The sequence below is a fragment of the Halobacillus andaensis genome (assembly GCF_014636475.1).
Taxonomy (GTDB): domain Bacteria; phylum Bacillota; class Bacilli; order Bacillales; family Halobacillaceae; genus Halobacillus_A; species Halobacillus_A andaensis.
Window position 1 is genome coordinate 119,615 of sequence record NZ_BMEL01000004.1, and the last position, 23,701, is coordinate 143,315.

The 23,701-nt window shown below is 44.0% G+C and carries 24 protein-coding genes and 1 riboswitch; of the genes, 23 read left to right on the forward strand and 1 reads right to left on the reverse strand.

All coding sequences use genetic code 11. The features are described 5' to 3' along the window. The first annotated feature begins 75 nt into the window (after nt 1-75). From IEV27_RS15395 to IEV27_RS15410, 4 genes are all read left to right on the forward strand, one after another. Nucleotides 76-2,115, forward strand: coding sequence for a BglG family transcription antiterminator (locus IEV27_RS15395; RefSeq protein ID WP_188378397.1), 2,040 nt, complete (start codon nt 76-78; stop codon nt 2,113-2,115). A 2-nt stretch (nt 2,116-2,117) separates the two neighbouring features. Then, complete coding sequence (locus IEV27_RS15400; RefSeq protein WP_188378398.1) at nt 2,118-2,399, forward strand: PTS sugar transporter subunit IIB; 282 nt, start codon at nt 2,118-2,120, stop codon at nt 2,397-2,399. A 32-nt stretch (nt 2,400-2,431) separates the two neighbouring features. Beyond that, a complete protein-coding gene (ulaA, locus tag IEV27_RS15405; protein WP_188378399.1) occupies nt 2,432-3,778 on the forward strand; it encodes a PTS ascorbate transporter subunit IIC in 1,347 nt (448 codons plus the stop codon). Between the two features lie 90 nt (nt 3,779-3,868). Beyond that, nucleotides 3,869-4,666, forward strand: a complete 798-nt coding sequence (locus tag IEV27_RS15410; RefSeq protein ID WP_188378400.1) for a histidinol-phosphatase HisJ family protein — start codon at nt 3,869-3,871, stop codon at nt 4,664-4,666. A gap of 137 nt (nt 4,667-4,803) precedes the next feature. Here the strand turns inward: IEV27_RS15410 and IEV27_RS15415 are convergent, their stop codons facing one another. Then, nucleotides 4,804-5,835: a YARHG domain-containing protein gene (locus IEV27_RS15415; RefSeq protein WP_188378401.1), complete on the reverse strand. Its 1,032-nt coding sequence runs from the start codon at nt 5,833-5,835 to the stop codon at nt 4,804-4,806. Nucleotides 5,836-6,018: 183 nt separating this feature from the next. Here IEV27_RS15415 and IEV27_RS15420 point away from each other — a divergent pair, with 183 nt between their 5' ends. The 19 genes from IEV27_RS15420 (at nt 6,019) to IEV27_RS15510 (ending at nt 23,699) form a co-directional block, all read left to right on the forward strand. Next, nucleotides 6,019-7,242 carry a DUF819 family protein gene (locus IEV27_RS15420; protein WP_188378402.1) on the forward strand — a complete coding sequence of 408 codons (1,224 nt, stop codon included), beginning with the start codon at nt 6,019-6,021 and terminating at the stop codon, nt 7,240-7,242. Nucleotides 7,243-7,426: 184 nt separating this feature from the next. Continuing rightward, nucleotides 7,427-7,610: riboswitch (cobalamin riboswitch) on the forward strand. Nucleotides 7,611-7,744: 134 nt separating this feature from the next. After that, nucleotides 7,745-8,722, forward strand: coding sequence for an ABC transporter substrate-binding protein (locus tag IEV27_RS15425; protein ID WP_188378403.1), 978 nt, complete (start codon nt 7,745-7,747; stop codon nt 8,720-8,722). Beyond that, nucleotides 8,715-9,767 carry a FecCD family ABC transporter permease gene (locus tag IEV27_RS15430; protein ID WP_188378404.1) on the forward strand — a complete coding sequence of 351 codons (1,053 nt, stop codon included), beginning with the start codon at nt 8,715-8,717 and terminating at the stop codon, nt 9,765-9,767. Before IEV27_RS15425 ends, IEV27_RS15430 begins: the two co-directional genes overlap by 8 nt. Continuing rightward, a complete protein-coding gene (locus IEV27_RS15435; RefSeq protein WP_188378405.1) occupies nt 9,760-11,223 on the forward strand; it encodes an adenosylcobinamide amidohydrolase in 1,464 nt (487 codons plus the stop codon). The genes IEV27_RS15430 and IEV27_RS15435 overlap by 8 nt, the downstream gene beginning before the upstream one ends. Continuing rightward, nucleotides 11,223-12,170 (forward strand): adenosylcobinamide-phosphate synthase CbiB, encoded by a 948-nt coding sequence (gene cbiB / locus IEV27_RS15440; protein ID WP_188378835.1) that lies wholly within the window; start codon nt 11,223-11,225, stop codon nt 12,168-12,170. The genes IEV27_RS15435 and cbiB overlap by 1 nt, the downstream gene beginning before the upstream one ends. Then, nucleotides 12,145-13,209 (forward strand): threonine-phosphate decarboxylase CobD, encoded by a 1,065-nt coding sequence (gene cobD / locus IEV27_RS15445; protein ID WP_188378406.1) that lies wholly within the window; start codon nt 12,145-12,147, stop codon nt 13,207-13,209. Before cbiB ends, cobD begins: the two co-directional genes overlap by 26 nt. Further along, entirely contained in the window at nt 13,206-13,739 is a 534-nt protein-coding gene (locus tag IEV27_RS15450) for a bifunctional adenosylcobinamide kinase/adenosylcobinamide-phosphate guanylyltransferase (RefSeq protein WP_188378407.1), read from the forward strand. The genes cobD and IEV27_RS15450 overlap by 4 nt, the downstream gene beginning before the upstream one ends. Continuing rightward, nucleotides 13,736-15,205: a cobyric acid synthase gene (locus IEV27_RS15455; protein ID WP_188378408.1), complete on the forward strand. Its 1,470-nt coding sequence runs from the start codon at nt 13,736-13,738 to the stop codon at nt 15,203-15,205. The genes IEV27_RS15450 and IEV27_RS15455 overlap by 4 nt, the downstream gene beginning before the upstream one ends. Continuing rightward, on the forward strand, nt 15,202-15,969 hold the full coding sequence (gene cobS / locus IEV27_RS15460) for an adenosylcobinamide-GDP ribazoletransferase (protein ID WP_188378409.1): 768 nt from the start codon (nt 15,202-15,204) through the stop codon (nt 15,967-15,969). The genes IEV27_RS15455 and cobS overlap by 4 nt, the downstream gene beginning before the upstream one ends. Next, nucleotides 15,942-16,538, forward strand: a complete 597-nt coding sequence (locus tag IEV27_RS15465) for a histidine phosphatase family protein (protein ID WP_188378410.1) — start codon at nt 15,942-15,944, stop codon at nt 16,536-16,538. The genes cobS and IEV27_RS15465 overlap by 28 nt, the downstream gene beginning before the upstream one ends. After that, the gene (locus tag IEV27_RS15470; protein ID WP_188378411.1) at nt 16,499-16,879 is read left to right on the forward strand and encodes a bifunctional adenosylcobinamide kinase/adenosylcobinamide-phosphate guanylyltransferase; all 381 of its coding nucleotides are present in this window, start codon (nt 16,499-16,501) and stop codon (nt 16,877-16,879) included. The genes IEV27_RS15465 and IEV27_RS15470 overlap by 40 nt, the downstream gene beginning before the upstream one ends. Before the next feature lie 12 nt (nt 16,880-16,891). After that, nucleotides 16,892-17,473 (forward strand): cob(I)yrinic acid a,c-diamide adenosyltransferase, encoded by a 582-nt coding sequence (locus IEV27_RS15475; protein WP_188378412.1) that lies wholly within the window; start codon nt 16,892-16,894, stop codon nt 17,471-17,473. Beyond that, nucleotides 17,474-18,199: an ATPase gene (locus IEV27_RS15480; protein WP_188378413.1), complete on the forward strand. Its 726-nt coding sequence runs from the start codon at nt 17,474-17,476 to the stop codon at nt 18,197-18,199. Nucleotides 18,200-18,261: 62 nt separating this feature from the next. Then, entirely contained in the window at nt 18,262-19,386 is a 1,125-nt protein-coding gene (locus tag IEV27_RS15485; protein ID WP_188378414.1) for a M20 peptidase aminoacylase family protein, read from the forward strand. A gap of 183 nt (nt 19,387-19,569) precedes the next feature. Next, complete coding sequence (locus tag IEV27_RS15490; protein WP_188378861.1) at nt 19,570-19,725, forward strand: hypothetical protein; 156 nt, start codon at nt 19,570-19,572, stop codon at nt 19,723-19,725. A 201-nt stretch (nt 19,726-19,926) separates the two neighbouring features. Continuing rightward, nucleotides 19,927-20,484, forward strand: coding sequence for a hypothetical protein (locus IEV27_RS15495; RefSeq protein WP_188378415.1), 558 nt, complete (start codon nt 19,927-19,929; stop codon nt 20,482-20,484). A gap of 337 nt (nt 20,485-20,821) precedes the next feature. Next, nucleotides 20,822-21,751: a glucose-1-phosphate thymidylyltransferase RfbA gene (gene rfbA / locus IEV27_RS15500; RefSeq protein ID WP_188378416.1), complete on the forward strand. Its 930-nt coding sequence runs from the start codon at nt 20,822-20,824 to the stop codon at nt 21,749-21,751. Continuing rightward, the gene (gene rfbB, locus IEV27_RS15505; protein ID WP_188378417.1) at nt 21,748-22,773 is read left to right on the forward strand and encodes a dTDP-glucose 4,6-dehydratase; all 1,026 of its coding nucleotides are present in this window, start codon (nt 21,748-21,750) and stop codon (nt 22,771-22,773) included. The genes rfbA and rfbB overlap by 4 nt, the downstream gene beginning before the upstream one ends. Beyond that, nucleotides 22,737-23,699 carry a glycosyltransferase family 2 protein gene (locus tag IEV27_RS15510; protein ID WP_229735385.1) on the forward strand — a complete coding sequence of 321 codons (963 nt, stop codon included), beginning with the start codon at nt 22,737-22,739 and terminating at the stop codon, nt 23,697-23,699. Before rfbB ends, IEV27_RS15510 begins: the two co-directional genes overlap by 37 nt. The last annotated feature ends 2 nt before the right edge of the window (nt 23,700-23,701 follow it).

The following is a 23,701-nucleotide window of genomic DNA, read 5'->3' on the forward strand; positions in this document are numbered from 1 at the left end:
AAGATTGGACTTGAATGTTGTTGTTATGCCTTTGTAAGCGTTTTATACTTAGAGTAAGAAATGGAGGTTCTTCCTTTGCTAGATCAAAAATCCTATCAATTTCTCGAGAGGATCATGAAGTACAAACGAATTACAAAGCCAGAGATCATGATGGAGCTGGACCTGTCAGAAAGACAATTTCATTATCTATTAGAAAAAACGAATAGCACGTTAAGCCGTATTAACCTGCCTCCCATTGAAATGAAGAACCAAATGTTTATAGTGAATGAAAAAACGAAAGAGCTCTTAGAAACAGAGACGGATCTGGACATAAGGGGAAACGATCTCGTCATTTCTGAGGAAAACCGTCCATTCATGATTTATTTATATACCTTCATTAAAAAGGAAGCCATTTCGAGTTATCATTACCAATTACTTCTGGGGGTAAGTAAAAACACAGCTTTAGCTGATGTGAAAAAAGCTAAAGAAGTCTGTCAGACGTGGAACGTTCAGCTGGTTTACAAAAGAATGGAAGGCTATTTTTTAGAAGGTCAGGAGATGGATAAACGAAGGTTCGCCATTTACTGCATTGATTATCTTCTTTCCCAACCCCTAGGAAAAGAGATCATTGTGATGACCTTAAAAGAATGGGACGAAGAGCAAGAGATTTTAGAAACGCAGACCATTGTTGAGGAGTTTCTTAAAAATAAAACGCTTCACCTTGTAAAAAGCAGAAAAGTAGAAATGATCTACCACCTTATATTCATAAGAGCTCGTCGTCAAAGCGAAGGCCTTCATTTTACAGCTGATGAGAAAGACATGCTAAAGAGACAGGAATTATTCCAGCACGCTCATGACTTGGCTAAGAAATTATTTTCAGAAGGATACAAGAAGGAAAAGTATTTCACAGCAATTCAGTTGTTAACTTCCCAGGAAGAAGTAAGCAGTCAAGATAACTCATCTTTACAAAAATTGGCTGAAGAAATCATTAATGAATTCGAAAAGAATACGCTGCTGCCTATCGAGAATAAAGGTTATTTGATTAAGAGCTTACTGAATCATCTCGTTCCAACTTTTTTCAGGATTACGTTTGAGATTCCGTTAATAAATCCGATGACGGAGAGAATTAAAGAAGACTACAAGGAACTATTTCAATTTGTAGACAGATCATTGCGGCCTCTCTCTGCGTTAACGGGCAAGAAAATAAGTGAAGCTGAAATAGGTTATTTCACTCTCCATTTTGGAGGATATTTAGAAAAATACAGAGATGTAAAACCTGAAAATGTAAGGGCTTTGATCGTCTGTTCCAATGGAGTCAGTTCATCGATCATGCTAAGAGCTCAATTGAGTGAAATGTTTCCGGGGGTTTATTTTTCTCGCATCCATACAGCGGAGAATATCCAAAATATCTCACCTTCCAGCTATGATTTAATATTTTCTACGGTTCCGTTAACGTCAATCAAACCTTTATTTATAGTCAAACCTTTATTATCTCTGGTAGAAAAAAATCGCTTGATCCAAGCTGTGTCTGCAGAATTTCCTCAATTGAATGAGCGAAATATTTCTGTAGATCAGGTAATGAATATTGTTAGAAGAAACACAGATATTAAGAATGAAAAGAAATTAATCTCCGAATTAGTAGAACTCATGTACTTTAATAACACAGAACAAAGGTGGGAGAAGCCAATGCTTTCGGAATTATTAACGGAAGATACGATTCAATTTACAAATGAAGAACTCAATTGGAAGTCAGCTATTAATCAGGCGGCACAGCCGTTGCTGTATACAGATAAAGTGGAACAAAGGTATGTTGACGCCATGATTCAAAATGTTGAGGAGATCGGCACCTATATTCACATCGGAAAAGGAATAGCAATCCCACATGCCAGGCCGGATGCCGGCGTCAATCAGATAGGAATGTCACTTCTTAGAACAAGAAAACCAGTACTTCTGCTTGATCAGAAGGAACATCCCATCGATTTATTTATTTGCTTAGCAGCGGTCGACAATGAAGCTCATTTGAAGGCTTTATCTCATTTAACAAAATTGTTGGGAAATGACTCTACTTTGCAAGCTATTAAGAATGCTGACTCTGCTCAGCAAATTATTGAAATTATTAAAGAAGGAGAGGAATAATAATGAAATTTTTAGCGGTTTGTGGATCAGGATTAGGTACTAGTTTTATGGTGGAGATGAATATTAAGCAGGTATTGGAGGAGTTAGGGGTTACAGGGGTTGAAGTATCCCACTCTGACTTGAGTTCAGCTTCTCCAGGAGATGCCGACGTTTTCTTTTTAGCAAAAGATATAGCGGAAGGCGGAGAACACCTTGGAGAAGTAGTTGTCCTTGATAATATTATTGACATGGATGAATTAAAAGAAAAGGTTACGAAGGTGGCTGAAGAAAAAAATCTCATTTAATCTTTTGAACAGCGAAGAAGGGGAGTATAGCGATGAATAACGTTCTTGCAACTTTAATCGACATTTTAAGTCAACCCGCCATATTAGTTGCTCTGATTGCTTTAATTGGATTATTGGCTCAAAGGAAAAACTTGTCTGACACAATGAAGGGAACGACAAAAACGTTTGTAGGATTTCTCGTTATTGCAGCGGGAGCCGGTATTTTAGAGACGTCACTGGTTCCCTTCGGAGACATGTTCCAGGAAGCATTTAATGTATCTGGAGTAGTGCCGAATAATGAAGCCATTGTAGCTTTGGCATTAAATGAATATGGTTCAAATACAGCATTAATCATGTTTTTCGGGATGATCGTTAATATCTTAATTGCACGATTTACCAGGTTCAAATATATCTTTCTTACGGGCCACCATACGTTGTATATGGCGTGTATGCTAGCCGTTATTATGGCTGTTGCTGGATTTAATACTGTACCTTTAATCGCAGCAGGATCAGTTGCCCTGGGTATCATCATGACGTTATCTCCTGCGATTCTGCAGCCATTTATGAGAAAATTGACAGGAAATGACAATGTAGCATTAGGACACTTCAGTGCTGTTGGTTATGCACTAAGTGGATTAGTAGGGAAAGCAGTAAAAGGAAAAGAGTCAACATCTACAGAAAAAATCGACTTTCCAAAAGGACTTGGGTTTCTGCGTGATAGTACAGTAAGTATCGCTTTAACGATGGTCGTTATGTACTTTGTTGTCGCCCTGGCTGCTGGACCAGCTTTTATCGAAGCTGAGCTTAGTGATGATACCAATTACCTTGTATTTTCACTCATCCAGGCCGGTAATTTTGCAGCAGGTGTATTCATTATTTTAGCAGGGGTGCGCTTGGTGCTTGCAGAAATTGTGCCTGCCTTTAAAGGGATTTCTACAAAGCTTGTTCCAAATGCGAAGCCTGCCTTAGATGTTCCAATTGTCTTTACGTATGCTCCGAATGCAGTATTAATTGGTTTCTTCTCCAGCTTTGTCGGTGGATTGTTCAGTATGATTATTATGGCTGTTGTAGGAAGTACGATTATTCTTCCTGGAGTTGTACCGCACTTCTTTACAGGAGCTGCCGCAGGTGTCTTCGGAAATGCAACAGGTGGAGTAAAAGGAGCTGTTGCGGGATCTTTCGTAAACGGTATTATTATTTCATTCCTACCAGTCTTTCTCCTGCCGGTATTAGGAGATCTAGGCTTTGCCAATACGACATTCTCTGATGCAGACTTTGGAGTCGGGGGTATATTCTTCGGTACACTTGCAAATTATGCAGGACCGATGGCTATCGTGATCAGCCTTGTAGTTATTCTGGTGCTCATGGCCATTCCGTTTAGAAGTAAAAAAAGCGCATAAAATATGAAAAGAAAGGGGGAGATTCTCCCCTTTTTCTTATTTTCCTTAAACAGTGGAAGAAGTAATTTAATATGAAAGAGGGTGTCAGTCATGTATTTAACTGAATACCATCATCATACGAATCATTCCTTCGATTCTAAAGCAAATATGGAAGATGTCTGTAAACAAGCCATAATCAAAGGCATCGATGAGATCTGTTTTACGGAACACTTCTCAGTTAACCCAAATGTCCCCACGTACGGCCATATGGATTTTGACCGATACTTCACCCAAATCAAATCCTGCCAAGAAAAATTCAAAGGTGAATTGACGATTAAAGCGGGGATTGAACTTTGTGAGCCACACCTCTTGATGGATAAGTATCATCTAGAACTTTATAAGCTGGAGCTAGATTTTATCCTTGGCTCAGTTCATAACATCAACGAAGAAAAACTGCGCAAGTTCATGAATGAGAGGGAGAAGCACGAAGCTTATCGTAAATATTTTGAAGAAGTCTATTCTTTAGTATCTTCAGCGGATATTGATGTTTTGGCCCATTTGGATTTGATGAAACGTTACGCCATCGAAACGAAAGGAAACTATTCCTTTACTGATTTTCAGGATATTTTACAAAAAATTTTAGAGAAGGCGGTAGAACGGGGAATAGGCATTGAAATCAATACGTCTGGCTTATCAAATGAACATGTGGGGGAAGCTTTTCCTACGATGGAGATTCTCAACCTTTATAAAAAACTTGGGGGCGAGATTTTAACCATTGGATCAGACTCACATCGAGCCGATACAGTGGGGAACCATTTAGAAGATGCGCTGCACATGGCGAAGCAGGCTGGTTTTACTCATGTGTATACGTTTGACAATCGGAAGCCGCAGTCGGTGAAAGTAGATTAAAGCGGTACCTGGTACCAATGAACAAAAAAGAGGACAGAGGAAGAAATAAAGTATATCGGTACCTGGTACCGATGTAGGCGCACACACTTCATTGACTGTAATGAAGTGTGTGCTTTTGTTATAAGCAGAATAAGTGCTCAGTTTTCTTCCTCAAGCTCCTTCATTAAATCCACATTATATTTTTCAATTGCACTCAACGAACCACCATAATTCACATCAGTGATATACCACGTTTTCTGTGAGAAATAGTCCCGTAATTCTTTAGATTTAAAGATATACCCGTGACGCGCGAAAATTTCATTTCGAGCCAGCCGGAGTTCATTTTTCGTTAAGTGGGTGAGCTCGTGTTTCGACAGTCTGTATTGATTGCTGTCTGGCAATAAATAAGTATCAGCGTTGAACGCTTCTGTTGGTTCTAGTTCGGGCTCTGAGCCAAATACACTCTCACGAAGAATTAATGTGAAGTCTTCTTTACTCGTCCCTGTTAAAACGGGAATGGAGTACCCGCATGATCCGGAATAGTTTAGTAGATCTTCGGAAGGTAATTGATCAGGATATTCAGCTGTGCAGCTGTTCCCCACATATACATTCCACTCGTCGCCAAGCGCAATTGATAACTGATCAATGGTGTCAAAAACGTCTTCGGCCCAATTTTTTAATGGGGTCAGGTTATCCTGGTCATAAAGGTTGAAGATTTTTTCTAATTGTTGAGCGGGTATTTCATGAGCATCTATATATAACGTTTGGTTCTGACGAGTGACCCTCCATTCTCCTAATGAAAGATTTCGTCCGGGCAGCTCGATTTGTAGTTGGTTTAACTGTTCTTTTGTTTGAAGGAGGAGATCTGCCTCTGACTTCTTCCTCTGTTCTTCAGGTTCTATTGTTTCTTCATTGGTTTCCTTGTTACTAGTTTTAGATTCTTTATTAGAGTGGTTGGAGCTGGCTTTTAATTCACTTTCTGGAGAAAAATAATAGTTCCAGCCGAAAAACAAACCGATTCCTAGCGCGAGGAATAAGCCTAGTAGTACAGGTAAGGTGGAACGCTTCGATCGTGTGGGCCTTTTTTCTCGTGTTCGGCTTTGGGGTGGAAGGTCCACTTTTTTCCCGCATCCTGTACAGTAGGATTGATTGTTATTTAGTTTTTGTCCGCAATGTTGACAATGTTCCATAAATTCCTCCTTTGGCTTTAACGACTTATGTGTTTCGTGCCTCTTTAAGATATGGGATTTTTTTCCGAATATGACTTAAAGTTATGTTGGAGGCCATGAAGATAACAAATCACTTTGGTTTAAAGGTGTTGCTGATTTCCAATAAAAACCTTAGAATGATATACCAAAACAGGAGGTGGTTTCATGGAGAATAGTTTAGTTCAACCAGATGATGTTTGGATATTGTGGGCGTTTCTTGCAGGATGGGCTGCGATCAGTATTTACTTGGAGCAAAATTATAAGTGGGCATCTAAATTTTCCGGTGCGATTATCGCTTTAGTCGGGGCGATGATTTTAGCGAATGTTGGAGTCATCCCATTAGAATCACCCGTATATGATACGGTTTGGGAATATGTGGTGCCGTTGGCCATTCCGCTTCTTCTGTTTCAAGCGAACATTCGAAAGATTTGGAGTGAAAGTGGCCGGTTATTAATGTTATTTTTCCTAAGTGCTGCCGGTACAGTGGCTGGGGCGATCATTGGATTTTTTCTTTTGAAAGACGTAGTGCCCGGGCTTGACCAAGTCGGAGCGATGATGACAGGGTCTTACATAGGGGGCGGCGTGAACTTTGCTGCTTTATCTGCTAAGTTTGAGGCACCAGGAGAGCTCGTTTCCTCTGCTGTGGTAGCGGATAATTTAATGATGGCTTTGTATTTCTTCATCTTAATGGCTCTGCCGGCGATTGGCTTTTTTACAAAAAGGTTCAAGACGCCTTATATGGATGAGAGGGCTGAGGCTGGCGGCAATAATAGTGACCAAACAGATGCGGCTTCCTACTGGGGGAGAAAAGAAATGTCGCTTCAGGATATTGGGTTAGCTGTTGGTACTTCATTTGGTCTCGTGGCTGCTTCATTTTTCATTGCCGATTGGTTTGCTGAACTCATTCCTGCAGGTGAGGATGTTAATATCCTGGGTAATGTGTTAAACGGTATTCTAGGCGATGGATACTTGATGTTAACCACTTTGACGATGATTGCTGTTACTCTGTTTCCAAGATATTTTGAAGGAATTCGTGGAGCGCAGGAAATAGGTACATATTTGATTTATATCTTCTTTGTCGTCATCGGTATTCCAGCTTCGATTGTCCTTATTTTTCAAAATGCACCGCTGCTGTTGGTATTTGTATTTATTGTCGTGATGAGTAATATGATTGTTTCTTTTGTATTAGGACGGGTCTTTAAATTTAGCCTAGAAGAAGTAATCGTTGCGTCGAATGCCAATATCGGCGGACCAACTACAGCAGCTGCGATGGCGATTGCGAAGGGCTGGACGAAACTGGTGGTACCGATTCTCTTAGTCGGTACACTCGGTTATATTGTAGGAAACTATATCGGCACAGGTATTGGCGTTTGGTTTAGTGGATTTTAGGTAATGAAAGCTCTCTTCACTTTGTGAAGAGAGCTTTTATTTGTGGTGAAAATAACTTATTAATTTGGTAACGGGCATGCGTTAACTCTACAATTAAGCAAAGCATCTGTAGAGTCATCTATACGATTATTATATCTTAACCCGTGATTTTTCCGTAACGTTCATTTAAAATAGAAAGGAATAGAATATCGTCGTAAAAATAGGCGTGATGGACGTTTCATCACTTAAAAGGGAAGTTGGTTCAATTCCAACGCGGTCCCGCCACTGTATTTGCGAGCGACCTGCATCATTCCACTGTGTGTAAGCATGGGAAGGAGCAGCGAGCGATGACCATAAGCCAGGAGACCTACCTATTTTTCTTCACCAAAACCCTACGCGGATAGGAGGTGTGATCGGGAGCGGCTTGCCATAAACGGGCAGGCGCGCATTGGTTACGTATACACATCTGGATGTAGGATGTGTATTTTTTGTGTTCATTTTTATAAAAAAAGGGGAGAACGACATGAAAAAGTATTGGCGTTACATAGGAGTTGCTTGTTTATCAGCTGGGCTGCTAGTGGGATGTGCGGAGGATTCGAGTGAGGAATCAAATGATGAAGCACCGGAGGAAAGCAATGAAGAAGCTTCTGGTGAAACGAGCTATCCGTTGACGATAGAGGATGCGATGGAAAATGAGGTTGAAATAGAGGAGGATCCCGAGCGCATTGTCAGTTTAATGCCGAGCAATACGGAAATTGCGTTTGAACTGGGTGCTGGAGATGAAGTTGTCGGTGTGTCAGAAAACGATAATTACCCGGAAGAAGTCACTGAGCTTGAGCAGGTGGGCGGTATGGAAATTAATGTGGAAAAAGTCATTTCCCTTGAGCCTGATTTAGTCCTGGCGCATGCTTCCAGCGCACACAATTCGCAGGAAGCCCTTGATCAGATCGAAGAGGCGGGGATTGCCGTATACATCGTTGAAGATGCGGCCAGTTTTGACGGGGTTTACGACACGATCGAAGCCATTGGTGAAGTTGTGAATGAGCAGGGAAATGCTGAAGAAATCGTAACGGGCATGCAGAAAGACATAGAGGCGATTGAGGAACAGGCGGCAGAAGTGGAAGAAGAGAAACGTGTGTTTGTCGAGGTGTCTCCTGAGCCGGAAATTTACACAACAGGGACAGGCACATTTATGAATGAAATGCTTGAGATGATTCAGGCGGAAAATGCCGCAGCTGATGAAGAGGGCTGGGTGCAGATGAATGAAGAAGCGGTCATCGACATGCAGCCGGACACCATCATTACGACGTATGGTTACTATACAGAAGATCCAGTAGAGCAAGTGTTAAGCCGTGAGGGCTGGGAAGAAGTCCCTGCGATTGAAAATGCAAAAGTCATCGATGTGCATTCTGACCTTGTGACCCGTTCAGGTCCGCGTTTAGTAGAAGGGTTAGAAGAACTAGCGGAAGCGGTTTACCCTGACACATTTGGCGATGAGTAAATTTTTTACCTACACGGGATCTCTGCTGGTGTTAGCCGCTGCGATCATAGCGGCGGTAGGTGCGGGCAGCGTGGCCGTTCCGCTTTCTGAGATTATAAAAGTGATTATTGCTCATGTGACACCTTTTTCTCCAGCTGTTGATTCCGTTCATGACAGTATTATCGGGGATGTCCGGCTTCCGCGCGTTTTATTAGCCGGACTTGTCGGTGCATCGCTTGCGATTTCGGGAGCGGCCTTTCAAGGACTTTTGCAAAATCCGTTGGCTGACCCCTATACGTTAGGCGTTTCATCGGGGGCTTCCGTAGGGGCGGTGCTTGTATTGTTCCTCGGAATTTCGTTTCCTGTGTTTTCGATGGTTACGCTGCCGATCATGAGTATCTTAACGGCTGTACTGACGCTGCTTTTTGTTATTACGTTTGCCCGCATGCTTGATCAAACACTGTCGATTGAGACGCTCATTTTAACAGGGATTGTGTTGGGGTCGTTTCTTGGATCGGTCATTTCCTTAATGATTGCGTTAACGGGCGATGAGCTGCGGCAGATCGTCGGCTGGCTGCTTGGCAGCGTCGCGATGAGAGGCTGGAATTTCGTCAGCCTGCTCGTTCCCTTCTTTGTGATCGGATCGCTGCTGCTTTTGATTCAAGGACAGGAGCTTAACGCGATGTCGTTAGGCGAAGAACGGGCGAAGCAGCTCGGTGTTCCGACTGAAAAACGAAAAGCTGTCATATTACTCGCCGCTTCCATTTTAACAGGAGCAGCGGTGGCAGTTTCGGGAACGATTGGATTTGTAGGGCTCGTCGTGCCTCACATTTGCCGGAAATTATTTGGCGTCGATCACCGTCATTTATTGCCGCTGTCTTTAATCAATGGGGCGACGTTCTTAATTTTAGCTGACCTCGTCTCGCGCACAATAATTGCACCTGTGGAACTGCCAATTGGTGTTATTACCTCACTGATTGGAGCGCCGATCTTTGCATTGATTTTGTATCAGCAGCGAAAAGAACGAAGCACACACCGTAAAAGGAGGGGAGCTGTGCATGATTGAAGTTCAGAACGTAAGCGGCGGTTATGAGGAGAAGCCGATCGTCGTTCACGTCGATTTTTCCGTATCAAAAGGGGAATTCTTTGGCGTCGTCGGTCCAAATGGCTGCGGCAAGACGACGCTGTTTAAAATGATGAGCGGCGTGCTCCCTTTATGGAGCGGAACGGTCTCAATCGATAGCCGGACAATTGACCAATACGATCGGAAAAGCCTGGCGCGAAAAGTGGCGACCCTGCCGCAGATTCAGCAGAGCTACTTCACGTACAGCGTGGATGAGACCGTGATGATGGGGCGTTATGCCTATCAATCAGGCTTGTTTAAACAGCCATCTGCGGAAGATGAGCAAGTCGTTGAGCGCATTTTACATCAAATGGGTTTAACTCAAATGAGGCACCTGCCGATTACGGAGCTAAGCGGTGGAGAGAGGCAGCGTGTGTATTTAGCGCAGGCGTTAAGCCAGGAGCCTGACGTATTACTGCTTGATGAGCCAACGAATCACCTTGATTTCAGCTATCAAAAGCAATTGCTTGATGAACTAAAGCAGTTAACGTTAACAGATGAGTTAACGGTTGTATCTATTTTTCACGACTTAAATATTGCCAGCTTGTACTGCGATCGGCTGCTGCTTATGGAAGAAGGCAGCATTAAAAAAATGGGGACGCCGGATGCCGTCATGCAAAAGGAATTGCTTGAAGGGGTTTACCAATCGACGATTGATGTGTATGCGAATCCGTCTGTAGCGAGTCCGCAAATGAACGTGATGCCGGGTTATCTTTCTTCTGCATCTTCAGAGCTGTCGTCGGAGCTTTTACAAGTCAGTGACGAAAAAATACTGTTTCAGGTGAAACGGCCATTGAAAACATTTTCTTCAGCTGTAGTAGGTGCAGGCTTTGGCTGGTACCAAAACTTTGTGAACTATCACGTCGATAAAAACTTTACCTGTGATGCGCCCGATCGATTCATGAAGGAAAAATTTCATGAGTGGGGGCTGCCTGAACACGAAACGCTGGCTATGATGACGGCAGCTAATGTAACGAACTTTGCGAAGCGATATGTATGCGAGAACAATTTTACGCTGCTTGTCCTTGTGACCGCGGGAACGAGTAACGCTGTCGATGTGTTGTACGGAGCGGAGCACGGGTTTGTGGCCACACCGGGAACCGTCAATACGTGGGTTTTTGTTGAAGGAGAGCTTTCTGAGCAAGCCTTTATTCAAGCGGTTGTAACGGCAACGGAAGCGAAGACGAAGGCTTTTACTGATTGTGAAATAACCGATCAGTTAACGGGCACGATGGCAACAGGTACCTCCACCGACAGCATTCTGATCGCAAGTACGCAGACGGGGGAGCATGTAGAATACGCAGGACCTGTGACGGCCCTCGGAAGTACCATCGGCCGAGCGGTATATGAAGCCACAGTTGAAGCCATCAAGAATTCGTTCCAAGGAAAACGCGTATGATGGCGCATTTAATGGCGTTAACGCTCGCGTTTATGCTTGATCTATGGCTTGGCGATCCGCGCTGGCTGCCTCACCCTGTCCGTATGATCGGCCAATTGATTGCTTTCTTTGAGAAAAAGTGGAATCACGGTAATTTTCGCCGAGTAAAAGGTGCGGCGATGCTTCTTATCGTAGGCATAATCGTCTTTTTCCTCTCGTGGACGATCGTTTGGGGAGGTTATCAGATTCACATGGCTGCTGGAATCGCCGCGGAAGCGCTGCTCATTTGGACGACGATTGCTCAGAAAGGATTAAAGGAAGCGGCGATGGATGTGTACAGACCTTTAGTGGAAAAAGATTTTACAAAAGCGCGCCAAAACCTAGCGATGATCGTCGGGCGGGATACCGGACAATTAAACGAATCAGAGATCGCTCGCGGAGCTGTAGAAACGGTGGCCGAGAATACGAGCGACGGCATTACGGCCCCTCTCTTTTTTGCCTTAATCGGCGGTGCGCCTTTAGCGATGCTGTACCGTGCCGTGAACACGTGTGATTCGATGGTGGGCTACCGTCACGAGCGCTATGTACAGTTTGGCTGGGGATCGGCGCGTATTGATGATGTATTGAACTGGATTCCAGCCAGGCTGACGGCATGGCTTCTGCTTCTCGTAGAAAAATCTTCGGCTGTTACATTTCGGCTGCTGCGTGAGCAGGCCAGGCGTCATCCAAGTCCAAACAGCGGCTGGGGTGAAGCGGCATTTGCTCTTTTACTAGGCGTGCAGCTAGGCGGGAAAAACTATTATTTCGGGGAAGCTTCTTATCGGCCGACGATTGGGTTTATGAGACAAGAGCTTCACGCGCAGCATATCTTGGAATCTACGAAAATCATGCTTCGAGCCATTATTTATTTTCTCATAGTTTTATGGATGGGAGGGACCCTTATTGAAATGGCCAGCTCATGGCGCTAACCCGCACTACTTAACCGAATCGATGAACCTGCCGCCTGTGCAATATGATTTTAGCGTCAACGTTAATCCGCTAGGCCCGCCAGAATGGCTGAAGGAGAAATGGCAGGATTTTTATCATCTCGTCATGGAATACCCTGATCCTCACAACAAGCGTCTGATCGAGACGATTGCTGAGACAGAAGGGATATCAGAGGAACAAGTACTTGTTGGAAACGGAGCTTCCGAGCTTCTGATGCTGCTGGGAGGATATTTTTCTGGCAAAAGAGTGCTCATTGTGGAACCGACGTTTTCAGAATATCGAACGATTGCACAAACGCACGGCTGTCAGGTCGAGACCGTATTCCTCAAGGAAGAAGAGCGATGGCAATTGCCAGTTGAACGAATAGAGGAAAAAATGGCAGGTGTCGACCTCGTTATTTTATGCAATCCCAACAATCCAACAGGCGTTCACTATGATTGGAGTGAAATGGCTCCGTTGCTGGAGACGTGTGAAATGACGGGCACTTATCTAGTAATCGATGAGGCGTTTTATGACTTTGTGGAGCAAGAGCCATCATTGATTCAGCATGTAAAGAGCTATTCGAAGCTGATCGTGCTCCGATCCTTAACCAAAATGTATGCTGTACCAGGGCTGAGAATGGGCTACGCAGCTGCAGACAAACACCTCGTGGAGGAGCTTTCTCACTATCAGCCGACATGGAGTGTAAACGGACTCGCTCAAGCCGTTGCTGAGCGCTGTGTTCAGGACGATGTTTTTCGCAAAGGGACGCGACGTTACATCCAATCGGAAAAAGATCGGCTTTTTCCAGCGCTGCAGGACCTGAGCTTTACGGTGACGGATAGTGAAGTGAATTATTACTTACTTGGCGGCTATCCCAATTTGGGTGAAACGTTACTCCCTTTTCTTTTAGAAAATCGGATCGCCGCACGACATACGTACAATTTTCCAGGCATCGATGGGGAGTTTATTCGTCTATGTATCCATACAAAAGAGGCGAATGATCGGCTGCTCGAACTGCTTGCGAGGTGGGCACTATGATTACTTTTATTTGCGGAGGTGTAAGAAGCGGGAAAACAGGCTTTACGGAGATGCAGATGCTAAAAAGTAAGTGCGAGAACCTTCATTATATAGCCACAGGGGTAGCGACGGATGAAGAGATGATAGAGCGTGTGTCTCATCATCAGGAGGACCGCAGAAAAAGTGAGCGCGCCTGGCTGACGTGGGAACAGCCGACGAAGATTAACGAGCTGACTTTTTCATGGGAAGACGCTGTGTTACTCGACTGCATCACGACGTGGGTGACGAATAAAATGATCCAGCATGAAGACTTGGATCCAGATCAGCTGATCGATGGATTGCTGAACCAGGTTGAAGCGTTAATCGCTCAGCCGGGCGAGGTGTACATCATTTCGAATGAGGTCAGCCGAGAGCTTCCTTCTCCATTTTCGATGGTGGAAACCTACAAATACATCGTCGGAACGATGAATCAGCATCTTGCTGCACGCAGTGACCAGGCGGTTGAAATGGTGTTTGGAGAGCCTGTTTTTCATAAGGAGGTGGATGGATGAAGGGTGTCATGATTCAAGGAACCGCATCAAATGTCGGGAAAAGCTGGATCGCCACTGGGTTATGCCGGATGTTTGCCCGAAAAGGCGTAAAGGTGGCTCCGTTTAAATCACAAAACATGTCCAATAACGCGTACGTGACGGTTAAAGGAGAAGAAATCGGCCGCGCGCAAGGCATTCAGGCAGAAGCTGCCGGGGTGGAGGCGACGGTTGAAATGAATCCGATTTTGTTAAAACCAACGAGTGATCGACGGTCAGAGGTGATCTTACGCGGGGTCAGTCAAACCGTATGGTCAGGCTCTGAATATCGGGAAAAAGGATATGAAAAAGGCAAGCGGACCATCAAGGCATCGGCTGACAGTTTAAATAAGGAGTACGACATGCTCGTCATTGAAGGAGCCGGAAGCCCGGTGGAAATCAACTTAAACGACCGTGAGCTTGTAAACATGTCGATTGCTGACTTGCTTGATGTTCCTGTCATTTTAGCAGCTGATATTGACAGAGGCGGTGTATTCGCAAGCATCGTCGGCACGCTGGAACTGCTGGAAGAACAGCATCGTAAGCGTGTGAAAGGGGTGATCATTAATAAATTTCGCGGCGAACGAGCGTTGTTTGAAGATGGAGTGAGATGGCTTGAAGAGCGTACCGGGATTCCTGTACTTGGCGTCCTGCCTCATTTAGAAAATCACGGCATAGAGGGTGAGGATTCGCTGACTGTTGAGTCTGTTTATGCTAATCAGGAGCAGTCATTAGATATTGCTGTCGTGCACTGGCCTTATATAGCGAACGACTCGGACGTAAATCCGTTATCTCATGAACCGGATGTTTCGATCCGCTATGTCCGGTCTTTTGATGAGTTAGAAGATCCTGATGCATTAATTTTACCGGGAACGAGAAGTACGATAGACGATTATCGTACGTTTGAGAAACTGGGATTAAAAGAAGCCGTCCGTGAATATGCCGAGGAAGGAACGGTCATTGGCATTTGTGGCGGCTATCAAGTGTTGTGTGAAACGATGTATGAAGATAAGGCCGATCAGGAAGGTACGGCAGGCATAGGTTTATTTCCATTATCGACGACGTTTTTCCGTGAAAAACAGACGATACGTGTAAAGGGAAGTACACACCCGGCAAGCGGATTTGCAGAAACTCCAATGGCTGGTTATGAAATTCATTTAGGGCGTACAATAGGCGTGAATACGACGCCTTTTCTCGAATTGCCAGATGGACCAGAAGGCATCAGCCTCGATCACGGCCGGTTAATCGGCACCTATTTACATGACTGTTTTCACAACGACGAGTGGCGGACCGAATGGCTTAACCGCCTGCGAAAAAAAGCAGGCCTGCCTCAACAGCCGGTGATGCACTTCTCCGATCGTCAAAAGCGATACGACAGGCTGGCCGATCATTTAGAAAAATACTTGGACCACGAGGCGATCCGTGAAATTGTTGAAGGAAGCCGCTCATGAAGAACTTCTTTTTTGGCGGATTGTTCGCGCTGCAATTTTTTTCGATCATCCCTGTTCATCAAGAGATTGAGCCGGGACCCTCCCGCGTTCGCTGGTCCTTGCGCTGGCTTCCGTTGGTAGGGTTAGGGTTTGGTGCAATGAATGCCGTCCTGTTTTTATTGCTGAATACGTACACAGAAATAAGTTTACTCAGTCTCGTTTTGCTGGCGATCATTATTCCAATCGTGTTAAGCGGCGGCCTTCACTTAGATGGACTTATGGATACAGGGGATGCTTATTTTTCTTATCAAGACCCGGAGAAACGATTGGACGTTATGAAAGATCCGCGTACTGGGGCGTTTGGTGTGATGGTCTTACTTATCGTTCTCGCTCTGCGCTTCATCTTTATATATGAAGCATTGCTTGTAGACGAAGCGGCCGTTTGGTTTTTACTCATCGTTCCGTGTTTCGCACGAATGGCAATGGTCGGATTGCTCGGCCACGCGCCCTCTGCAAAAACGAGCGGACTAAGCTCTTTTTTTCAAAAATCGTATGATCCAAGTGTGACGTGGTGGCTGCTTGGTACAAGTTTCTTTCTTATAATAGGATGTTTTTTCATTTCGATCGGTGTGTCCATTGCCATGGGCTTAGCTGTATTTGCGGGGGTCTGGATCATAAAGAGCTGGGCTGTTAAAGCCTTTCGCGGAATTACAGGTGATGTTTGCGGCGCGATGCTGGAAGGGATGGTGACATTTTTATGGTTGATCATTTGGATCTTTATTTAATTCGTCATGGAGAAACGGTGTCAAATCGGCAAAAACGCTACATTGGCTGGCGCGAGGAGCCTCTTACGGAAGAAGGCGTGGATCAAATTAAACAGTTGAGAAAGAAGCTGCCCCTTATGGAGTTCGTTTACGCAAGTGATTTATCACGCTGCCGAGAAACTGCGGGTATTTTGTCGCTGGTATTTCGAGAAGAAAAAGCATTACGGGAATATGATTTTGGAGATTTTGACGGCAAGAGTTACGAGGAATTAAAGGACGAGGAAGGGTACAGACGCTGGCTTGATGATATGGAGAATGAATCGCCTATAAATGGGGAGAGTTTTTCTCAATTTAAAGGTCGTGTGCTTCAGTTTATGGCTGCCCTCCTTGAAACATGTGAAGACGCTGCATCGCCAATAGCTCTCGTTACTCACGGAGGCGTCATTCGTACGTTACTGCAGCATTTTTCAAAGCAGACGAATTCCATGTGGGAGTGGAGCATGGATCCAGGTGAGGCCTACCACATCCAGTTGCTAAAGGAGGGAGACGAGTGGATTTTATTACAGGCGGAGCGCATAACGGCAAATTAGCCTGGGCTCTGCAGCACTACGAAGGGGAAGCGGCTGTTATACGGCAGAGGAATGCATTTGATAAGGGAGCCGCTTCTTTAGTGATCGTTGACCAAGTAGAAACGATGATTGGAGAGCGTAACGACGCTCAAAAATTTTTTCAAAAGTTAATGGATTGGGAACGTGACAATGACGTTCGTCAGCTCGTTTTCATTGGAACGGACATTACCAGCGGCATCGTACCTATGGAAGCAAAAGACCGTAAGTGGCGGGATGACGTCGGCTTTCAATACCAGCAGTTCATGAAGGATGCTGAGGCCGTCTATCGCATTTGGTTTGGCATTCCACAACAAATAAAATAGGAGGTTTTTAACATGAGGTTATATACGAGAACGGGAGATAAAGGACAGACAAGCGTGATTGGTGGAAGAGTGGAGAAGGATGAAGTGCGCGTGGAAGCTTATGGAACCGTCGATGAAGTGAACAGCTTTGTCGGGAAAGCACGTACGGAATTGGAAGGTGCAAAATTTACTGAAATTCAAGAAGAGCTGGAGCGGATTCAGCATGAGCTGTTTGACTGCGGCAGTGACCTTGCGAATAAAAAATCGAACCGTCCGTACAAGCTTCAGCAGGAAAGTATTGATTGGCTGGAGCAGCGCATGGACGAATACATTCAAAAATCGCCTGAACTTGAGCGCTTCATTTTACCAGGAGGATCAGCAGCTTCCGCGACATTGCACATCGCTCGAACGATCACCCGCCGGGCAGAGCGTCTCGTCGTTACCTTGCAAAAACAAGAAGAGATCCATCCTGTTTGTTTAATATACTTAAATCGTTTGTCAGACTATTTCTTCGGACTGGCCCGCTACGTCAATATGCTGAGCGAAATGAAAGACGTCGAGTATATTCGCAGCGCAAAAGTTTTTCGTTCAGGGAAACGAAAGGAAAACGAATAAATGGCCGTCCCATTATTCATACCAGATCAACATGATCGAGAGCTTGTTATAGCCACAGATAATGCAGGTGCGATTGGAAGAAAGTGTGACGATCAGGTGCAGGTTCCCTATTCAATCGTAGCTGAAGCGTTGTTTCGCGTGGCTATTATGGACACATTAGCGGTGGGTGCTGCTCCTTTTGCAGTGAATGTAATGAACTTTGCCGGAGACGACGTGTGGCCGGAACTTGAAGAGTCGATTACCGAACAATGCAGAAGCTTAGATTTTGAACTGCCGATTACAGGAAGTACTGAATCCAACTTTTCGATGAATCAATCAGCGGTTGGATTAAGTGTAATAGGGACGGTCTCTTCACAGGATAAAAAGGTAGGCTGTTCTTTCGAAGGGTGTGGAGTCGCTTTGATTGGCGAGCCGCTTGTTGGGGAAGAGGTTATTCATTCAGCAGAAAAAGTCGCCCCATTAGACTTATTTGTAAGTTTGACACAACAGGACTGGGTGCATGAAATTTTGCCAGTTGGCTCTAAAGGGATTGATGGCAGTTTAAAAGAGCTGGAGAAAAGAAATGCGTGGAAGCCTCACGAGTGGACCGTTCCTTTTGATCGAAATAAGTCAGGTGGACCATCCACCAGCTTCCTCATCACTTATGACTTAGAACGAGACCTTAATTTACTGAAGCTAGCCGGCGGATATGTAACAGTATTAGGGTACCAGGTACGCGAACGTTAAACGCGTGTACCTGGTACACAAGAGTGAAAATCCTGTACCTGGTACCGAAAGAAGGTGGAAAAATGAAAAATGGCATTGAAAAAAGGGTTCTTGAGACTTTCCGCTATCTTCATGAGAACCCGGAAATCAGCTGGGAAGAGTATAAAACAACGAACTATATCGAGGAATTGTTAGTGAAAAGCGGGTGTACGGTCACCACATTTGACGATTGTACCGGCGTGATCGGGGAATATGGCAATTTTGAAAGTGACCATCCTGTCATCGGTGTGCGTGCAGATATGGATGCTTTGTGGCAGGAAATAAATGGAGATTTTCAAGCGAACCATTCTTGCGGACACGATGCTCACATGTCGATGGTGTTAGGTCTGTTGTGGAAGCTTGAACAAACCCCTGCCATCAAGGAAAAAGTGGCGATTAAGTTTATTTTTCAACCTGCAGAAGAAGTATGTTCTGGAGCATTAAAAATGGTCGAGAAGGGAGTTGTCGATGACCTCGACTATCTATTTGGCATTCATCTAAGACCGGCGCAGGAGGTTCCCATGGGGAAGGCTTCCCCTGCGATAGTACATGGAGCCGTTAAAATGTATAAGGTTGAGATTAAAGGCGAGGACGCTCATGGAGCAAGACCTCACCTCAATCACAATGCGATCGAGATCGGGGCACAAATTGTTAACCACCTGAGCAAGATCCATTTAGATCCTAATGTTCCTCACTCGGTAAAAATGACGAATTTTCATGCAGGCGGCAAGAGCTCGAACATTATTCCTGGCAACGCCTCATTTTCTATAGACCTTCGCGCGCAGAACAATAAACTGATGGATGAAATGGAAGGGAAAGTCCGCAGCCTATTTGAAGCGTTGGAAAATTTATATAATATCGATATAAGAATAAATGATATAAATGGAGCTGCAGCTGCCAAAACAAATGAAGAAGCGACCGATCATATGAGAGAAGCAATCAAGCACACGCTTGGTGAGGACCGCTTACATCCGCCAATCGTCACACCGGGAGGAGACGATTTTCATTATTACACTAGGAAAAGACCTTCTTTAAAAGCGACAATGCTCGGGCTTGGCTGTGATTTAAAGCCAGGTCTGCATCATCCCCATATGACATTTAATGAATCAGCATTAATGAATGGAGTAGCGATCCTGTATCGTACAGTTGTTCATATTTTTAAGTTATAGTGAGTGGCAGGTTTACTGTTTCATAAAGATAAAAGTTTTCTTGTATAACAATTATGTCAAAAGTTTTACAATTATATTTCAAAAGGTGAAAAATATGATAAAATATAGGTAATTGTTAACCGTTCCTATTGTTTTTTGCTTAGATGAGAAAAAATATAATTGGATGAGGGGGCGTATGACATAATGGAAAACTTACTTCTTATGGAGCAGCGTCAATTGGGAAATACAGAGGACATTATGGAAGGGGAAATTTGTGAGAATTGTCACCAGCCATTTTCTGATTCACCGCCTATGTACCCACGAACTTGTGAAGATTGTCAAAATGATCAACTTACATAGAGAAGCTTATAGTTTAGATGACTCTGCCTGCCTGTTTATAGGGCAGGTTTTTTAATGGGGAAAAAGTTTACCATTTCTGCACATTAGGTAATGATCTACAAAAAATAGATGGTAAATTTTGTTCAACTTTGTATAATTTTATGTTCATTTCTCTCTTTCTATGATATTTTGATCGCATCTACTAGAAGGGAGAGGATGTATTTGAAAAAGAATTGTCGTCTTTTAATTGTACTGAGCATGATTCTTATGGCTTTTTCACCTGGAATGGAAAGGGTTCAAGCCGCTGAAAATTCTCCATCTATTGATCCATTAAGTGAACAAAAACAACAAGAAGTAAAACAATTAGAAAATGAACTCCATGAGAGCATGATTTTAGAGTTTGATATTGTGACGGGATTAGATGAACGGTTATCGAGCAAACCCACCTACGACGAGCAAACGATCCATCAACCCTATGAGCCTGAAACGAAAGAAGCCCCTCACGCAGCCAAGCAAATGATTCAAAAGTTACAAAACACAGGTGAATATGCCTGGAATCTTTCCATTGAAGAATATACGAGCAAGCTGCCGATTACAGCCGATGCTAAACGTACGTTCGAAGAGTACTTAGGCTATCAATATGTAATGGAAACGTTAACTATTGCTGCTGCCTCTCACAGTGACATCACCGATGCCCTGTCGAGTCAGATGCAACATGCAGGAATGCCAAGCTGGTTATCAGGAGTAGCGGCTAGAACACTAGTATTCTTACTTCTTTAAACAATGAGAGCGCAGAGAAATACAGCTGATCACAAGAAGAATTAAGAGCCCTTTTCATAGGAAGGCTGCTATTCCTATGCAGTCAAGAATCGCAGGAATCAACACCCTGAGCAAACAACGATTTAACATACAACAAGTCCTGCAGCTTGGCATCATTATGGGCAGGACTTTTTTTCTTTTTTCTCTCGGTACCAGGTACACTTTTTCTCCCCTCCTGTACCTGGTACCAAAAAAGTACCAAAAAAAGTACCAAACTGTAATAGAAATGTAAGAGTGAAAGTGCTAAAAAAAGGTAATAGGGGGAGTAACACCAATTCTATGGATTGAGGTGGTCAGATTGAAAGGAATTATCCTTGCTGGTGGAAGCGGAACGAGGTTGTCTCCAAGTACAATAAGCGTGAATAAACACTTGCTTGCGGTGTACGACAAGCCGATGATTTATTACCCTTTATCTGTATTAATGCTTGCCCAAATTGAAGACATTTTGATTATTAGTACGCCTGAAGATGTGAACCGATTTGAAAGTCTATTAGGGAACGGTGAATCTTTAGGCATCTCGATTACCTATCAATCTCAAGAAGATCCAGATGGCATTCCTGAAGCATTAGTGATAGGGGAAGACTTTATTGGTGATGACGATGTAACGCTCATCCTTGGAGACAATATTTTTTATGGGCAGGGGTTCACAACGCTTCTTCGTAAAGCCATTCAACAGCATGAGCACGCTACCGTTTTTGGCTATCGTGTCAAAGATCCAGAGCGGTTTGGGGTCGTTGAATTTGATGAACGAAAAAAAGTGGTTTCCTTAGAAGAGAAGCCCGATGATCCTAAATCAGATTTTGCGGTAACGGGACTCTATATTTACGATCACCACGCGGTCGACATTGCTAAGCATCTCTCTCCATCAGAGCGTGGAGAATTAGAGATCACCGATCTAAACAAGGAATATTTAGAGAAGCAGCAGCTTGACGTTCAGCTGCTCGGTCGAGGGTTTGCCTGGATGGACGCCGGCACCCACGATTCGTTATTTGAAGCCTCTGAATTTGTGAAAAATATTCAGCAAAGACAGGGATTCAAACTCGCTTGTATTGAGGAAATCGCCTACTATATGGGTCACATCGATAAGCAGGAATTAATGCAAATTGGACATTTCATGGCGAAGACCGATTATGGCCAATACTTGATTGATATCGCTAACCGTAGACACATTGAACAATACTGGGAGGAGTTTGACAGCCATCCTATGTTAGAGGTGACGAAGCCATGAATCGTTCAAAGCCACTTCTTGTGACGGGCGGGGCAGGATTTATCGGTTCCAATTTTATTAAGTATTACTTGGATACGTATCCGAATGTTCCTCTCGTTAACGTCGACAAGCTCACGTACGCTGGGTCGACCTCAAAGGTAAAAGAAGTAGAAAGTCACGAAAACTATCACTTTATTCATGGGGATATTACAGATGAAAAGCTCATTCATCAGATCTTTGAAGACTTTCCGATTAAAGGGATCATTCATTTTGCAGCGGAATCGCATGTAGACCGATCGATTGAAGATGCAAGCTCATTTATCGATACAAATGTAAAAGGAACGATGATCCTTTTGCAGGCAGCGAAGCATGCGTGGGAACAGCGCGGCGAACTTAAGACGGCTCGCTTCCACCAGATTTCTACGGATGAAGTCTATGGCTCATTGGATGATGATGGGAAGTTTAATGAACATACGCCATATGACCCTCGAAATCCTTACAGCGCCTCTAAAGCAGGGGCTAATTTACTTGTGAAAAGTTTTGGCTATACATATGGAATGAACGTGGTGCTATCCAGCAGTTCCAACAACTATGGTCCCAACCAGCATGTTGAAAAATTGATTCCGACGATTATTTCAAATGCGCTGAATCATCGCTCGATCCCTATTTATGGGGATGGCAAAAATATAAGAGATTGGCTTTACGTGGAGGATCACTGTCGCGCGCTTGATCTCATTTTTCATCATGGAAAATCAATGGAGAGCTTTAATGTCGGAGGCGGGAATGAAATGAAGAATATCGATTTAGCTGCGGAGATCTGTGAGATTCTTGATCAAACCTATCCTGCTTATAAGGGCGATTTAGCTAGTTTTAAAGAATTAATCACGTTTACGAAAGATCGGCTGGGTCATGATCGCAGGTATGCAGTGGACGATACGAAATTAAGAGGAACGCTGGGCTGGCAGCCAATCATTGACATGCAGCAAGGGTTACAAGAAACTGTGGAATGGTACGTCGATCAATGGACACCGCTCAGCCGTTAATTTCTGTTGTTGTTCCTGTTTATGGCTGCCGCTCCTGCTTACACGAATTATGCGAACGTGTGAGGACAACGATTACAAACATTCCCGCTGAGTATGAAATCATTTTAGTCAATGATGCAAGTCCTGACCATGCGTGGGAAACAATCGTTCAACTGGGCAAGGAAGATGAACGAGTGAGAGGAATTGATCTAGCCAGGAATTTTGGACAGCATTACGCCATTACGGCTGGTTTAGACCACACATCCGGCAATTGGATCGTGGTGATGGACTGTGATTTACAGGACCGTCCCGAAGAAATCGCCTCTCTTTTTCAAAAAGCGCAGGAAGGGTATGAAGTGGTCTTTGGCAAAAGAGTACATCGTCAGGATCAGTTAAAGAAACGTCTCTCATCAAAATTATTTTACCGAACGTATGATTATTTCACGGGACATTCCTCGGATCATACGGTAGCTAATTTCAGTATCGCCGCGAAAAAAGTAATTGAGGGATTTAGGCAGATGAAAGAGCAAAATCGACTCTATCCTCTTTTTCTTCAGTGGATGGGCTACAAGACGACGAGCATTCCTGTTAAGCATAATGGAAGAGGCGATGGAAACTCTTCGTATAGCTTAAAGAAGCTGGTTACATTAGCGACCGATACGATCATAGCTCAGTCGAACAAACCATTGAGATTATCGATTCAATTCGGTTTTTTCATTTCACTAGGTTCGTTCATTTATGGATTGTATTTATTTATCCGTTACTTCTTTATGGATCAGCATGTACAAGGCTGGACAAGCGTTATGGTCAGCATGTATTTCATAGCCGGGCTGATGTTTTTTAATTTCGGTATTCTCGGTCTCTATATAGGGAAAGTGTTTGATGAAGCAAAAGGAAGACCGCTCTATCTGATTCGGGAACAGATTAATGAAAGGAAGCGGAGGTGATC

What these genes read in the sequence shown, in the direction of transcription:
- IEV27_RS15410 (WP_188378400.1), top strand. Translation starts at nt 3,869, where the DNA reads ATGTATTTAACTGAATACCATCATCATACGAATCATTCCTTCGATTCT.
- cobS (WP_188378409.1), top strand. Translation starts at nt 15,202, where the DNA reads ATGAAGAACTTCTTTTTTGGCGGATTGTTCGCGCTGCAATTTTTTTCG.
- IEV27_RS15430 (WP_188378404.1), top strand. Translation starts at nt 8,715, where the DNA reads ATGAGTAAATTTTTTACCTACACGGGATCTCTGCTGGTGTTAGCCGCT.
- ulaA (WP_188378399.1), top strand. Translation starts at nt 2,432, where the DNA reads ATGAATAACGTTCTTGCAACTTTAATCGACATTTTAAGTCAACCCGCC.
- IEV27_RS15510 (WP_229735385.1), top strand. Translation starts at nt 22,737, where the DNA reads ATGGTACGTCGATCAATGGACACCGCTCAGCCGTTAATTTCTGTTGTT.
- IEV27_RS15485 (WP_188378414.1), top strand. Translation starts at nt 18,262, where the DNA reads ATGAAAAATGGCATTGAAAAAAGGGTTCTTGAGACTTTCCGCTATCTT.
- IEV27_RS15415 (WP_188378401.1), bottom strand. Translation starts at nt 5,835, where the DNA reads ATGGAACATTGTCAACATTGCGGACAAAAACTAAATAACAATCAATCC.
- IEV27_RS15420 (WP_188378402.1), top strand. Translation starts at nt 6,019, where the DNA reads ATGGAGAATAGTTTAGTTCAACCAGATGATGTTTGGATATTGTGGGCG.
- rfbB (WP_188378417.1), top strand. Translation starts at nt 21,748, where the DNA reads ATGAATCGTTCAAAGCCACTTCTTGTGACGGGCGGGGCAGGATTTATC.
- IEV27_RS15480 (WP_188378413.1), top strand. Translation starts at nt 17,474, where the DNA reads ATGGCCGTCCCATTATTCATACCAGATCAACATGATCGAGAGCTTGTT.
- IEV27_RS15465 (WP_188378410.1), top strand. Translation starts at nt 15,942, where the DNA reads ATGGTTGATCATTTGGATCTTTATTTAATTCGTCATGGAGAAACGGTG.
- IEV27_RS15475 (WP_188378412.1), top strand. Translation starts at nt 16,892, where the DNA reads ATGAGGTTATATACGAGAACGGGAGATAAAGGACAGACAAGCGTGATT.
- IEV27_RS15400 (WP_188378398.1), top strand. Translation starts at nt 2,118, where the DNA reads ATGAAATTTTTAGCGGTTTGTGGATCAGGATTAGGTACTAGTTTTATG.
- IEV27_RS15490 (WP_188378861.1), top strand. Translation starts at nt 19,570, where the DNA reads ATGGAAAACTTACTTCTTATGGAGCAGCGTCAATTGGGAAATACAGAG.
- IEV27_RS15450 (WP_188378407.1), top strand. Translation starts at nt 13,206, where the DNA reads ATGATTACTTTTATTTGCGGAGGTGTAAGAAGCGGGAAAACAGGCTTT.
- IEV27_RS15455 (WP_188378408.1), top strand. Translation starts at nt 13,736, where the DNA reads ATGAAGGGTGTCATGATTCAAGGAACCGCATCAAATGTCGGGAAAAGC.
- cbiB (WP_188378835.1), top strand. Translation starts at nt 11,223, where the DNA reads ATGGCGCATTTAATGGCGTTAACGCTCGCGTTTATGCTTGATCTATGG.
- IEV27_RS15425 (WP_188378403.1), top strand. Translation starts at nt 7,745, where the DNA reads ATGAAAAAGTATTGGCGTTACATAGGAGTTGCTTGTTTATCAGCTGGG.
- IEV27_RS15435 (WP_188378405.1), top strand. Translation starts at nt 9,760, where the DNA reads ATGATTGAAGTTCAGAACGTAAGCGGCGGTTATGAGGAGAAGCCGATC.